At 66.4% G+C, this 11,963-nt stretch carries 14 protein-coding genes; 10 read left to right on the top strand and 4 right to left on the bottom strand.

Annotated features, from left to right (window positions below):
* Nucleotides 1–76 precede the first annotated feature (76 nt).
* The 10 genes from ybgC to Q0P59_RS05760 all read left to right on the top strand — a co-directional run bounded on the left by ybgC (nt 77) and on the right by Q0P59_RS05760 (nt 8,456).
* Nucleotides 77–499 carry a tol-pal system-associated acyl-CoA thioesterase gene (gene ybgC, locus Q0P59_RS05805; RefSeq protein ID WP_295004519.1) on the top strand — a complete coding sequence of 141 codons (423 nt, stop codon included), beginning with the start codon at nt 77–79 and terminating at the stop codon, nt 497–499.
* On the top strand, nt 496–1,173 hold the full coding sequence (gene tolQ / locus Q0P59_RS05800; RefSeq protein WP_295004518.1) for a protein TolQ: 678 nt from the start codon (nt 496–498) through the stop codon (nt 1,171–1,173). The genes ybgC and tolQ overlap by 4 nt, the downstream gene beginning before the upstream one ends.
* A gap of 6 nt (nt 1,174–1,179) precedes the next feature.
* Entirely contained in the window at nt 1,180–1,584 is a 405-nt protein-coding gene (locus Q0P59_RS05795; RefSeq protein ID WP_295004516.1) for an ExbD/TolR family protein, read from the top strand.
* Between the two features lie 3 nt (nt 1,585–1,587).
* Nucleotides 1,588–2,397 carry an energy transducer TonB gene (locus tag Q0P59_RS05790; protein ID WP_295004514.1) on the top strand — a complete coding sequence of 270 codons (810 nt, stop codon included), beginning with the start codon at nt 1,588–1,590 and terminating at the stop codon, nt 2,395–2,397.
* A 21-nt stretch (nt 2,398–2,418) separates the two neighbouring features.
* On the top strand, nt 2,419–3,699 hold the full coding sequence (tolB, locus tag Q0P59_RS05785; protein ID WP_295004512.1) for a Tol-Pal system beta propeller repeat protein TolB: 1,281 nt from the start codon (nt 2,419–2,421) through the stop codon (nt 3,697–3,699).
* Between the two features lie 18 nt (nt 3,700–3,717).
* Nucleotides 3,718–4,269, top strand: a complete 552-nt coding sequence (gene pal, locus Q0P59_RS05780) for a peptidoglycan-associated lipoprotein Pal (RefSeq protein ID WP_295004510.1) — start codon at nt 3,718–3,720, stop codon at nt 4,267–4,269.
* A 3-nt stretch (nt 4,270–4,272) separates the two neighbouring features.
* Nucleotides 4,273–5,013 (top strand): tol-pal system protein YbgF, encoded by a 741-nt coding sequence (gene ybgF, locus Q0P59_RS05775; RefSeq protein ID WP_295004508.1) that lies wholly within the window; start codon nt 4,273–4,275, stop codon nt 5,011–5,013.
* Nucleotides 5,014–5,652 (top strand): 7-carboxy-7-deazaguanine synthase QueE, encoded by a 639-nt coding sequence (queE, locus tag Q0P59_RS05770; RefSeq protein ID WP_295004507.1) that lies wholly within the window; start codon nt 5,014–5,016, stop codon nt 5,650–5,652.
* A gap of 17 nt (nt 5,653–5,669) precedes the next feature.
* The gene (locus Q0P59_RS05765) at nt 5,670–6,032 is read left to right on the top strand and encodes a PilZ domain-containing protein (RefSeq protein WP_295004505.1); all 363 of its coding nucleotides are present in this window, start codon (nt 5,670–5,672) and stop codon (nt 6,030–6,032) included.
* A gap of 216 nt (nt 6,033–6,248) precedes the next feature.
* Nucleotides 6,249–8,456 (top strand): EAL domain-containing protein, encoded by a 2,208-nt coding sequence (locus Q0P59_RS05760; RefSeq protein WP_295004503.1) that lies wholly within the window; start codon nt 6,249–6,251, stop codon nt 8,454–8,456.
* Nucleotides 8,457–8,459: 3 nt separating this feature from the next.
* On the opposite strand, the gene Q0P59_RS05755 is transcribed toward Q0P59_RS05760, so the two are convergent.
* Genes Q0P59_RS05755 through Q0P59_RS05740 form a run of 4 tightly spaced genes read right to left on the bottom strand, consistent with a single transcriptional unit; the run spans nt 8,460 to nt 11,847 of the window.
* Entirely contained in the window at nt 8,460–9,170 is a 711-nt protein-coding gene (locus tag Q0P59_RS05755) for an ABC transporter ATP-binding protein (RefSeq protein ID WP_295004501.1), read from the bottom strand.
* A complete protein-coding gene (locus Q0P59_RS05750) occupies nt 9,167–9,922 on the bottom strand; it encodes an ABC transporter ATP-binding protein (RefSeq protein WP_295004499.1) in 756 nt (251 codons plus the stop codon). The genes Q0P59_RS05755 and Q0P59_RS05750 overlap by 4 nt, the downstream gene beginning before the upstream one ends.
* Complete coding sequence (locus tag Q0P59_RS05745; protein ID WP_295004497.1) at nt 9,915–10,874, bottom strand: branched-chain amino acid ABC transporter permease; 960 nt, start codon at nt 10,872–10,874, stop codon at nt 9,915–9,917. Before Q0P59_RS05745 ends, Q0P59_RS05750 begins: the two co-directional genes overlap by 8 nt.
* Nucleotides 10,875–10,932: 58 nt before the next feature.
* Nucleotides 10,933–11,847: a branched-chain amino acid ABC transporter permease gene (locus Q0P59_RS05740; protein WP_295004496.1), complete on the bottom strand. Its 915-nt coding sequence runs from the start codon at nt 11,845–11,847 to the stop codon at nt 10,933–10,935.
* Nucleotides 11,848–11,963: the final 116 nt, after the last annotated feature.

Genomic DNA, 11,963 nt, shown 5'->3' with positions numbered 1-11,963 from the left:
TTTCGGCAAACGGTGGCAATCGTCGCAGAAACAGACCGTTACAAAACATTGCTGCGATGCAAGGTAAAATCCCGGGATGAAATTCGAGCCCAGTCCCAACGCCTTCACCATGCCGGTGCGCGTGTATTACGAAGATACCGATGCGGGCGGGGTCGTCTACTACGCCAACTATCTGAAATTCTTCGAGCGCTGCCGCACCGAGTGGATGCGCTCGGCCGGCCACGACCAGCGCCAGCTGGCGCTCGACGCCGGCATCGGCTTCGTCGCCCGCAAGGCCGCTTGCGAATACCTCCGCCCTGCCCGTCTCGACGACCAGCTGACCGTCGGCCTCGAAGTCGAGAAGCTGACCCGCGTGCGCGTCGTCTTCCGCCAGCACGTCCGCCGCGGCGACGACGAACTGGTCACCGGCACCGTCGAGATCGCCTGTGTCGACATGGCAAGCATGAAACCCGCCCCGATTCCCGATTTTCTGTATTCCAAGCTGGAAGCGCTTAAATGAACGTCACCCAGGACCTGTCCATCCTCCACCTCATCCTGCAGGCCAGCGCGGTCGTGCAGATCGTCATGGCCCTGCTCGCCGGCGTCTCGCTGATGTCGTGGTACTACATCTTCATGAAGCTGTTCGCCGTCAAGCAGGCGCGCACGAAGACCGAGGCCTTCGAGCGCGACTTCTGGTCCGGCGGCGACCTCAACAACCTGTTCAACAGCGCGGTGAACGATCGCCACAACGCCGGCTCGATGGAACGCATCTTCGAAGCCGGCTTCCGTGAATTCACCAAGCTGCGCGGCCAGAAGAACCTCGACCCCAAGGACATCGTCGACGGCTCCCGCCGCGCCATGCGCGCCACCTACCAGCGCGAGATGGACGGCCTGGAAGCGCACCTCGCCTTCCTCGCCTCGGTCGGCTCGGTGTCGCCCTACATCGGCCTGTTCGGCACCGTCTGGGGCATCATGCACGCCTTCCGCGGCCTCTCCAACGTCGGCCAGGCGACGCTCGCCTCCGTCGCCCCGGGTATCGCCGAGGCGCTGGTCGCCACCGCCATCGGCCTGTTCGCCGCCATCCCGGCCGTGCTCGCCTACAACCGCTTCTCGCACGACATCGACCGCCTTGCGGTGCGCTACGAGTCGTTCATGGAAGAGTTCTCCAACATCATCCAGCGGCAGATGAGGTAAGGCGAAATGCGCCAACGCCGCCTGAAAAACGAAATCAACGTCGTGCCCTACATCGACGTGATGCTGGTGCTGCTCGTCATCTTCATGGTGGCGACGCCGATGATGACCACCGGCTCGGTCAACCTGCCGGAATCGGGCACGGCGCCGGGCAAGCCGGACAAGTACCTGAAGGTCGAGGTCAAGCCGGATGGCCATCTGTCGGTTTTCGACACCAACGGCAAGGAAACCAAGGTCGGCAGCCTGCGCGAACTGAAGAGCGTGCTCGGCCCGCTCAAGGGCGATGGCGAACAGGCGCCCGCCGTGCTCGTCGCAGGCGATGGCGATGCTCCCTACAAGAACGTGATCGAGGTCCTCGACGAGGTGAAGAAGCTGCACTTCGACAAGGTCGGTCTGGAAACGCGCAGCAAGTAAGCGATGATCCTCGAGCGGCCCGAAGAACCCGGAAAGAAATATGCGCTGGCACTGACCGTGCTGGTGCATCTGATGCTGGCCGTCGTCCTGTTTTTCGGCGTGCAATGGAAGCGCAGCAAGCCGGAGGTGTACGAGGTCGAGTTGTGGTCGCCGACGCCGCGCCCGGCGACCCAGGTCGCCCCGCCTCCGCCGCCGCCCCAACCGGAAGTGAAGCAGCAGCCGAAACCCGAGCCCAGGCCGGAGCCCAAGGTCGAACCCCCGCCGCCGAAAAAGCCGGACATCGTGGTCAAGGAAGAAAAAAAGAAGCCGGAACCGCCCAAGCCGGAGCCCAAGAAACCGGAACCGCCGAAACCCGAGCCGAAAAAGCCCGAGCCGCCGAAGCCTGAACCCAAGCCGCAGCCGAAATTCGATTTCAGCAAGGAGCTGGCCAGCGAAACCTCGCAGCTGAAGTCGTCGGCCAAGGCGCAGGCTTCCGCCCAGCAGATGGCCAACGCCGCGGCGGCCGAAGCCGAGCAGCGGGCTTCGTCGAACAAGCGCGGCAAGGCCGACTACGCCAACAAGATCCGCGGCAAGATCCGCGGCAATATCGTCCTGCCGCAGGCTATCCAGGGGAATCCGGAAGCCGTGTTCATGGTCGATCAGCTGCCGGGCGGCGAGGTGCTGGAAGTCCGCCTCAAGCGCTCGAGCGGCAACGCCTCGCTCGATGCCGCCATCGAGCGGGCGATCCGCAAGTCCTCGCCCCTGCCCAAGCCGGACGATCCTTCGCTGTTCGAGCGGACGCTGGAAATCAAATACCGCCCGTTTGAAGAGTAAAATCGCGCGAAACTTTTGAAAATGAACGCAATGTCCCGAATTTCCCGCCGAATTTTCCTTGCCTTCGCCCTGCTCGTCACGGGCCTGGCCCAGGCCCAGCTATCCATCGAGATCACCGGTGCCGGCGCCAACCGCATCCCGGTGGCCATCGTCGATTTTCCGGGCGATCCGGTGGCGTCGCGCGTCATCACCGCCACCGTGCGCAGCGACCTGGAGCGCAGCGGCCTGTTCAGGCTGGTCGATCACAACAGCCTGGCCTTCGACGAGAATGCGCCGATCAACCACGCCGACTGGAAGAGCAAGGGCGCCGACGCCCTGGCCGCCGGCAGCATCGCCCGCAGCGCCGATGGCCGCATGGAAGCGCGTTTCCGCCTCTACGACTCGCAGAAGGGCGTGTCGCTGGGCGGCGCCGCCTACGTGACCAGCAACACCCAGCTGCGCGCCGCCGGCCATCGCATCGCCGACTACATCTACGAGAAGCTGACCGGCGAAAAGGGGGTCTTCTCGACGCGCATCGCCTACGTCGTCAAGTCGCGCGGCCAGTTCCTGCTGCAGATCGCTGATTCCGACGGCCAGAATGCGGCGACGGCGCTGACCTCGAGCGAGCCGATCATCTCGCCCGTCTGGTCGCCGGATGGCGGCAAGCTGGCCTACGTGTCGTTCGAGAAGAAGAAGCCGGTCATCTACGTGCATTCCCTGTCTTCCGGCCAGCGCATCATTGTCGCCAACTTCAAGGGCTCCAACTCGGCGCCGGCCTGGTCGCCGGACGGCCGCAAGCTCGCAGTCGTACTCTCCAAGGACGGCAATTCCCAGATCTATACGGTCAATGCCGACGGCAGCGGCCTGCAGCGCGTCACCCAGTCCTCCGGCATCGATACCGAGCCGCGCTACTCGGCCGACGGCGGCAGCATCTTCTTCACTTCCGACCGCGGCGGCAGCCCGCAGGTCTACCAGGTCGGCGCCAATGGCGGCGACTCCCGCCGCGTCACCTTCGAGGGCAGCTACAACGTGTCGCCGCGCCCGTCGCCGGACGGCAAGAGCCTTGCCTTCATCACCCGTCGCGAAGGCCGTTTCCAGCTCGCCGCGATGGATCTGGCCAGCCGCCAGGTCCAGGTGCTGAGCGATTCGAACAAGGACGAATCCCCCAGTTTCGCTCCCAACAGCCGCATGATCCTGATCGCCACTGAAATTGGCGGTCGCGGCGTCCTATCGGCTGTGTCCAGCGATGGCAGGATCAAACAACGCCTCACGGTTGCCGCCGGCGATGTCCGCGAACCGGCCTGGGGCCCGTACTATCAATAATCCTCACCGGAGAACTTCGTGAAAAAACTGCTGATCCCTGCCCTCCTGTCGGCCCTGCTGGCCGCCTGCTCCACCACCCCGCTGCCGGAAGACGGCGCCGGCGCCCCGGTCGAATCGCGCACCGGCGGCTCCGCCTCCACCGGCATCACCCCGGTGACCGCCGGCGGCCTCGACGCCAGCGGCCTGCCGCGCGAGCTGACCGACCCGAAGAGCAAGCTGTCGCAGCGCAGCATCTACTTCGATCTCGACAGCTACGAGGTCAAGGACGAGTACAAGGATCTGGTCGCCGCCCACGCCAAGTACCTGACCGCCAACAAGGGCTTCAAGGTCCTGCTCCAGGGCAACACCGACGAGCGAGGCAGCCGCGAATACAACCTGTCGCTCGGCCAGAAGCGCGCCGAAGCCGTCAAGCGTTCGCTGACCCTGCTCGGCGTCAAGGACGACCAGATCGAATCGGTCAGCCTGGGCGAAGAGAAGCCGAAGAACCCGGGTCACGACGACGCCGCCTGGGCCGAGAACCGTCGCGCCGACATCCTCTACAAGGCCCCGGACGGCCGCGGCGAGTTCTAAGCCATGCGCCCGGTTCGAATCGCCCTCCTGATCGCCGCCCTGGGTGCCGCACAGGCCCAGGCCGGCGTCTTCGACGACGACGAAGCGCGTCGCCAGATCGCCGACCAACGGATCAAGACCGAGGCGCGATTCGACCAGCAGGCCAAGGCCCAGCTGGATCTGTCCGCGCAGATCCAGCGCCAGGCCGAAGAGATCGCCCGCCTGCGCGGGCAGATCGAAACGCTGAGCTACGAGCTGGAAACGGCCAAGAAACGCCAGCAGGATTTCTATCTCGACCTCGATACGCGTCTGCGCAAGTTCGAGACCCCCCCGGCGGCTGCCAACGGCACCGATCCGGCCGCCGCCGCGCCGGCCAAGCCGGCTGGCGATCCGACCAAGGAAAGCCAGGAGTACGAGTCCGCCCTGAACCAGTTCAAGGCCGCCAAGTACAAGGAAGCGGCAGCCGGCTTCGGCGCCTTCGTGCAGAAGTATCCGGACAGCCAGCTGGCGCCCAATGCGCAGTACTGGCTGGGCAACGCCTTCTATGCCCAGCGCGACTGCAAGCGCGCCATCGAGGCGCAAAGCGTGGTGACCACCAAGTACGCCGACAGCCCGAAGGCGCCCGACGCCTGGCTGGCGATGGCCACCTGCCAGCAGGAAATGGGCGGCGCCGGCGCCGCCAGGCGTTCGCTGGAAACCCTGGTCGCCAAATACCCGAGCGCACCGGCCGCCGAAGCGGCGCGCGAGCGATTGAAGAAGAAGTAATTGGCCCTCCGCATCACCGAAATTTTCTACTCGCTGCAGGGCGAGGCATCGCGCGTCGGCCTGCCGACCGTTTTCGTCCGCCTGACCGGTTGCCCGCTGCGCTGCACCTGGTGCGACACCACCTACAGCTTCACCGGCGGCGAGGCGGCGACCATCGAGTCTGTGCTCGCCGACGTGGCCAGGTACCCTGCCCGCCAGGTCTGCGTGACCGGCGGCGAGCCGCTGTCGCAGAAGGAATGCCTGCCCCTGCTGAGCGCCCTGTGCGACGCCGGTTACGACGTCTCGCTGGAAACCTCCGGCGCACTCGATGTGGCCGCCGTCGATCCGCGCGTGTCGCGCATCATGGACCTCAAGGCGCCAGGTTCCGGCGAGGTCGGGCGCAACCTGTGGAGCAACCTGGATTGCCTGAACGGCCGCGACGAGATCAAGATGGTCATCGCCTCGCGCGAGGACTACGAATGGGCGCGCGATGTCATTCGCCAGCGCCATCTCGACGGCCTGTGCCCGGTTCTGCTGTCGCCGGCTCAGGGCTTGCTCGAGGCGCAGTCGCTGGCCGACTGGATTCTTGCCGACGGCCTGAACGTCCGTTTCCAGCTGCAACTGCACAAGCTCCTTTGGGGTAACATGCAGGGAAAGTGAAACAGACGGAGGCAAGCTTGAACCACAATCGTCGCAGGTTTTCCCGCATTCCCTTTCACTGCGAAGCCCGGCTTTTCCTGCCGGACGGCGAGCATGTCGTCGAGGTGATCGACCTCTCGCTGCAAGGTGCCTTGATCGCGCCGACGGCGCCGATGTACGTCACCGTCGGTAGCCAGGGAACGCTGAAAATCCGTCTCGACGACCTCGGTTCCGGCATCCGCATGGATGTCGCCATCGTCCATCACATGGCCGGCTACTACGGCCTGCTGTGCCGCGAAATCGACCTCGACAGCGTGACGCACCTGCGTCGCCTGGTTGAACTGAATCTCGGCGACGAGCAACTCGCCGAGCGCGAATTCGCGCTGCTGACCAACGGCTGAGTGTCGCCGTCGGGGGCGACAGCTCCCGTGCGACGCGTTTCGGGGCTTGCTACCCGGCTGTCATTGTGTTCATAATCCCGCCATAATGTTGCCGCGCCCTCCGCTGCTGCGGGGTGCAGAGGCACTCGCTTGGGGAGGATGTATGGTTGCACGAAGTGCTTTATTTCGTGCGGCAAGTTCGCCGCCGGGAAGCCTTGTATCGGCCGGGCGGTGGCCATGACCTCCCCGCCGGTGTCCTCGTCGCCATGCGGCCTGAGCGGCTTATGGCACGGTCTGCAGCCCTCCCGGCTGTGCGCCTTCCAGCAAGCCATTTTCGAACATGCCGGCCGGGCGATCATCCTGACCGACCGGCAGGGGATGATCCTCTACTTCAATGCGGAAGCCCAGAAAATGCTGGGTTATACGTGGGAAGAGGTGGTCTGCCGGGAAACGCCCCTGATCTTTCACCTGGCCGAAGAAGTCGGCGAGCGCGCCAGGGGCTTGTCGCGCCCGCCTGGCGTCGCCGAACCCGAGGGCTTTTCCGTTTTCGTGGCCGGCCTCGGTCCGGAAAAGCCGGCCGTCGAAGCCGACTGGACCTATGTCCGGAAGGATGGGTCGAGTTTTCCCGTCAGCTTGTGCGTCAGTCTGCTGCGCGACGGCAGCGGCGAGATTCTGGGCTACCTCGGGATCGCCACCGACATTTCCGAGCGCCACCAGCAGGAGCAGAGCCTGCGCATCGCCGCCATTGCCTTCGCATCGCAGGCGGCGATCATGGTCACCGATGCCGAGCAGCGCATCCTGCAGGTCAACCAGGCCTTTTCGACGCTGACCGGCTATCCGGCCGCCGAGGCGATCGGCAGCACGCCGAGCATGCTGAAGTCCGGGCGGCAGGATGCCGCGTTCTACACCGACATGTGGCGGACGCTGGCCGAGACGGGGCACTGGCAGGGGGAAATCTGGAATCGCCGCAAGAACGGCGAGGTCTTTCCGGAATGGCTGACGATCAGCAGCGTGCGGGATGCGCAGGGCAAGGTGACGCATTTCGTGAGCACCTTTTCGGATATCAGCAACCTGAAGGTCGCCGAGTCGGAGATTCATCACCTGGCCTACTACGACCCGCTGACGGCCATGCCCAATCGCCGCATGCTGCTCAACCGGCTGGAAAAGTCGTGCCTGTCCAGCCGGCGCGACGGGCACTACGGGGCGCTGTTGATGATCGACCTCGATCATTTCAAGACCCTGAACGATACCCTCGGCCATGATGTCGGGGATCGCCTGCTGACCGAGGTGGCCGCTCGCCTGACGGCGTGCATACGCGAATGCGACACCGCGGCCCGCCTGGGCGGCGACGAGTTTGTGATCATGCTCGAAAACCTGGGGGGCGATGCCGGGGGAGCGGCCCTCCAGGCGGAAACCGTCGCCGAGAAGGTCCGTTTCGAGCTGGCGCGGCCCTATCTGCTGAGCGGCGACACCGAGTACTTCCGCTCGGCGAGCATCGGGATCAGCCTCTACCAGGGCTGCGAAAAGACGGTCGATGTGCTGCTCAAGCAGGCCGATATTGCTTTGTACAAGTCCAAGGATGCCGGACGCAACGCCATCCGCTTCTTCGATACCGCCATGCAGATCGCGCTCGACGAACGGGCCGCGCTCGAGTCGGGCCTGCGCCGCGCCCTGTCGCGCAACGAGTTCGCGCTTTACCTGCAGCCGCAGGTCAATGCCGCCAGCCGCCTGGTCGGCGTCGAAGTCCTGCTGCGCTGGCAACCCCCGGGGCAGGCCATGGTGTCGCCTGCCGATTTCATTCCGCTGGCCGAGGACACCGGCCTGATCGTGCCGATCGGCCTGTGGGTCCTCGATCAGGCCTGCGCCGAGCTGCGTCGCTGGGCGGACGATGCGGCGACGGCGAGCCTGACCATGGCGGTCAATGTCAGCGCCCGCCAGTTCCGCCAGGGCGATTTCGTCAGCCAGGTCGGCGACGCCCTGTCGCGGCACGGGGTCAATGCCGGCCTGCTCAAGCTGGAACTGACCGAGAGCCTGCTGCTCGACAAGGTCGAGGATGTCGTAGCCAAGATGCAGGCGCTGCGCCGCATGGGCGTTCGCTTCTCGCTCGACGATTTCGGCACCGGCTATGCCTCCCTGTCCTACCTGAAGCGCTTTCCCTTCGAGCAACTCAAGGTGGATCGTTCCTTCATCAGCGACATCATGCGCAATAGCGACGATGCGGGCATCGTGCGGGCCATCCTGGCGATGGGCAACACGCTGCGCCTCAACGTGGTGGCCGAGGGGGTCGAGGATACCGAGCAGCATGCCTACCTGGTCAGGCACGGCTGCGCCTTCTTCCAGGGCTACCTGTTCGGCAAGCCGATGTCCTGCGCCGAGTTTCGCCAGACCTTGGGCGGCTACCGGGAAAGCGTGCCGGTCAACCCGCTTGATGATTGGGTCATCTAGGCTTCAGATTCCCAGGTAGCGATGCCAGATGCCGTGGTCGGCGTCGAGGGCGGCCGAGCTGCCCTGCCAGACGACTTGTCCGCGTTCGACGATGGTGTGGCGGTCGGCCAGTTCGATCAGTTTCTCGACGTATTTGTCGACCACCAGCACGCTCTGCCCCTCGCCGCGCAGACGGGCAAGGCAGGCCCAGATTTCGTCGCGGATCAGCGGGGCCAGGCCTTCCGTGGCTTCGTCGAGGATCAGCAGGCGCGGATTGGTGACCAGGGCCCGGCCGATGGCCAGCATCTGCTGCTCGCCGCCGGAAAGCTGGTTGCCGAGGTTCTTCCTGCGTTCCAGCAGGCGCGGAAACAGCGCGTAGACGCGGGCCGGCGTCCATGGCTCCGGGCTGCCGCGGCGATTGGCGAAGAAGGCCACCAGGTGTTCGTCCACGGTCAGGTTGGGAAAGCACTGGCGGCCTTCCGGAACCAGGGCGATGCCGGCGCGGCCGATGCGGTCGGGGCGCCAGCCGGCGATTTCCTCGCCGGCGAAGCGGATGCTCCCGGCCTTGACCGCTTCCAGTCCGCAGATGGCGCGCAAGGTCGTCGTCTTGCCCATGCCGTTGCGGCCGAGCAGCGTGCTGGCCTCGCCCTGCGCCATGCTCAGGCCGATGCCGAACAGCACCTGGCTCGGCCCGTAGGCGACTTCCAGCCCGGAGACTTCGAGAAGGGCGTTCACAGGTGATCTCCCAGGTAGGCGCGGCGCACGGCGGCATCGTTCCGGACCTCGTCCGGCGTGCCGGTGCAGATCAGCTGGCCGTTGACCAGCACCGAGATGCGGTCGGCCAGCCGGAAAACGGCCGCCATGTCGTGCTCGACGAGCAGGATGGTGACGTGGCGGGCGAGATGCTCGATCAGCTCGACCATGCGTGCCGACTCCTCGGGGCCGGTGCCGGCCATCGGCTCGTCGAGGAGCAGGAGCCTGGGCCGGGTGGCCAGCGCCATGGCCAGCTCGAGCGCGCGCTGCTCGCCGTGCGACAGCATGCCGGCCGCCGCCCTGGCCTTGTCCTGCAGCCCCACCTGTTCGAGATAGCCGTGCGCTTCGTCGAAAAGGGCGGCTTCGGTGCCGACCGGCCGCCAGAAGCGGAAGCTGCTGCCGGCATCGCTGCGTCCCTGGACGGCCAGCGCCACGTTGTCCAGCGCGGAGAGGCCGGGAAAGATGTTGGTGATCTGGTAGGAGCGCGCCATGCCGGCGCGCACCCGGCGGTGCATCGACAACGCGGTCACGTCGTGTCCGGCGAAACGGATGCGGCCGCTGTCCGGCTGCAGGGCGCCGGAAACGTGGTGGATGAAGGTCGTCTTGCCGGCGCCGTTCGGTCCGATCAGGGCATGGACCTCGCCGGCGGTCACGTTGAAATTGACTTCCTTCAAGGCATCGACCGCGCCAAAGCGGCGCGACAGCCGGCACACCTCGAGCAATGCGTCAGCCATGGTCGTCGCTCCGCGCCTGCCCGAACAGGGCGGCGACGCCCCGCGGGGCGAACAGGACCACGGCGAGCAGCAGCAGGCCGAGGACGATGTGCCAGTGTTCGGTAAAACCGACCAGCGTCTCCTCCAGCACCAGCAGCACCACCGCACCGACCACGCCGCCGTACAGGTAGCCGACGCCGCCGATGATGACCATCACCAGCAGGGTGCCGGATTGCGTCCATTGCAGCAGGTTGGGGCTGGCCAGCCCGGTCAGGTTGGCGAGCAGCGCGCCGGCCAGCCCGGCGACCATGCCGCCGAGGACGAAGGCGACGAGGCGGAAGCGGAATACCGGGTAGCCGAGCGCTTCCATGCGCGTCTCGTTCTCGCGGATGGCCTGCAGCGCCCGGCCGAAGCGGGCATCGACGAGCCGGCCGAAGAGGGCCGTGGCGGCGGCCAGCGCACCGAGGGCGGCGTAGAACAGGGCGTCGTCGGCGGCCAGGGGAAGACCGCCCAGGGTCATCCGTCCGTTGAGCGGCAGCCCGTCGTCGCCGCCCCAGCTGCGCGCGGAGACGAACAGGTAATACGCCATCTGGGCGAAAGCCAGCGTGATCATGATGAAATAGACGCCCCGGGTGCGCAGGCTGACGGCCCCGACGACCAGGGCGAACAGCCCGGCAACGCCCATGGCGAGCGGAAAGGCGATCAGGGCTTCGTTGATTCCGGCCTGCTGGCAGATGGCGGCGACATAGGCGCCGGCCCCCAGGAAGGCGGCATGCCCGAGGGACACCATGCCGCCGAAGCCGAGCACCAGGTTGAGGCTGGAGGCGGCCAGCGCGAAGATCAGCACGCGCGTGGCGAAGCCGATGTAGAAGGTCTGGTCGAGCGCGGTGAGCACGCTCGGCAGGGCGAGCGCCGCGAGCAGCAAGGCCAGGGACAGCGGTTTCTGCCAGGGGGCGGGGCGGTAGAGGGCCATTCAGGCGATCCTCGGCGCGAAGGCCGTCTGGTTGCGGGGCGGGAGGGGACGCATCGTTTCAGGCCCGTGCCGGGAAGAGGCCTTGCGGCTTGAAGAAGAGGATGGCGGCCATGAGCAGGTAAATGAGGATGGAGGCCAGCGCCGGGCCGAGCGTCGACGCCGCGTCCGCCGGCAGCAGGGCACGCAGCAGGCTGGGCAGCAGCGCCCGGCCGAGCGTGTCGACGGTGCCGACGATCAGGCTGCCGACCAGCGCACCGCGGATCGAGCCGATGCCGCCGATGATGATGACCACGAAGGCGAGGATCAGCACGCTTTCGCCCATGCCGACCTGCACCGCGAGCAGCGGGCCGAGCAGCCCGCCGGCCAGCGCGCACAAGGCCGCGCCAAACACGAAGACAGCCGTGAACAGCGCCTGCACGTTGATGCCCAGCGCTTCGGTCATCTCGCGATTGGCGGCGCCGGCGCGCACCCACATGCCGACCCGGCTCCTGGCCACCAGCAGGTAGAGCAGGAGGGCGACCGCCATGCCGAAGGCGATGATGAGCAGGCGATAGGCCGGATAGAAGAAGCCGCCGATCTCGACCGGGCCGGCCAGCGCCTCGGGCGGATTGAGCAGCAGGGCGGCCGGCCCCCAGATGGCGCGGACGGCCTCGTTGGCGATGAGGATCAGGGCGAAGGTGGCGAGCACCTGCGACAGGTGGTCGCGCTGGTAGAGGCGGCGGAACAGCGTCAGTTCGAGCAGCAGGCCCAGTACCGCCGCGGCGGCGACCCCGGCGCCGAGTCCGATCCAGAACGAATCGGCGGCCTGGGTGGCGGCGGCGACGAAGTAGGCGCCCACCATGTACAGCGAACCGTGGGCCAGGTTGATGCAGTCCATGATGCCGAAGACCAGCGTCAGGCCGGCGGCGAGCAGGAACAGCATGAGGCCGAACTGCAGGCCGTTGAGCGTCTGTTCGAGGATGAGCTGGAGCATGCGGGCTGGGGGCGGGGTGGAGGGTGGAACGGGGTTGGGGCCGGGCGGTGGAGGTGCCGGTTCGCGGCCGGGATGGGGCGAGATTATCCGGCAAAAACGGCTCCGCCAAGCAAGCT

This window comes from uncultured Dechloromonas sp., from assembly GCF_945957265.1.
In the GTDB taxonomy this organism is placed as follows: Bacteria; Pseudomonadota; Gammaproteobacteria; order Burkholderiales; family Rhodocyclaceae; genus Azonexus.
The sequence above is the reverse complement of the archived record's forward strand: the minus strand, read 5'-3'. Positions and strand labels throughout refer to the sequence as shown.

What these genes read in the sequence shown, in the direction of transcription:
- ybgC (WP_295004519.1), top strand. Translation starts at nt 77, where the DNA reads ATGAAATTCGAGCCCAGTCCCAACGCCTTCACCATGCCGGTGCGCGTG.
- tolQ (WP_295004518.1), top strand. Translation starts at nt 496, where the DNA reads ATGAACGTCACCCAGGACCTGTCCATCCTCCACCTCATCCTGCAGGCC.
- Q0P59_RS05795 (WP_295004516.1), top strand. Translation starts at nt 1,180, where the DNA reads ATGCGCCAACGCCGCCTGAAAAACGAAATCAACGTCGTGCCCTACATC.
- Q0P59_RS05790 (WP_295004514.1), top strand. Translation starts at nt 1,588, where the DNA reads ATGATCCTCGAGCGGCCCGAAGAACCCGGAAAGAAATATGCGCTGGCA.
- tolB (WP_295004512.1), top strand. Translation starts at nt 2,419, where the DNA reads ATGAACGCAATGTCCCGAATTTCCCGCCGAATTTTCCTTGCCTTCGCC.
- ybgF (WP_295004508.1), top strand. Translation starts at nt 4,273, where the DNA reads ATGCGCCCGGTTCGAATCGCCCTCCTGATCGCCGCCCTGGGTGCCGCA.
- Q0P59_RS05760 (WP_295004503.1), top strand. Translation starts at nt 6,249, where the DNA reads ATGACCTCCCCGCCGGTGTCCTCGTCGCCATGCGGCCTGAGCGGCTTA.
- Q0P59_RS05750 (WP_295004499.1), bottom strand. Translation starts at nt 9,922, where the DNA reads ATGGCTGACGCATTGCTCGAGGTGTGCCGGCTGTCGCGCCGCTTTGGC.
- Q0P59_RS05745 (WP_295004497.1), bottom strand. Translation starts at nt 10,874, where the DNA reads ATGGCCCTCTACCGCCCCGCCCCCTGGCAGAAACCGCTGTCCCTGGCC.
- Q0P59_RS05740 (WP_295004496.1), bottom strand. Translation starts at nt 11,847, where the DNA reads ATGCTCCAGCTCATCCTCGAACAGACGCTCAACGGCCTGCAGTTCGGC.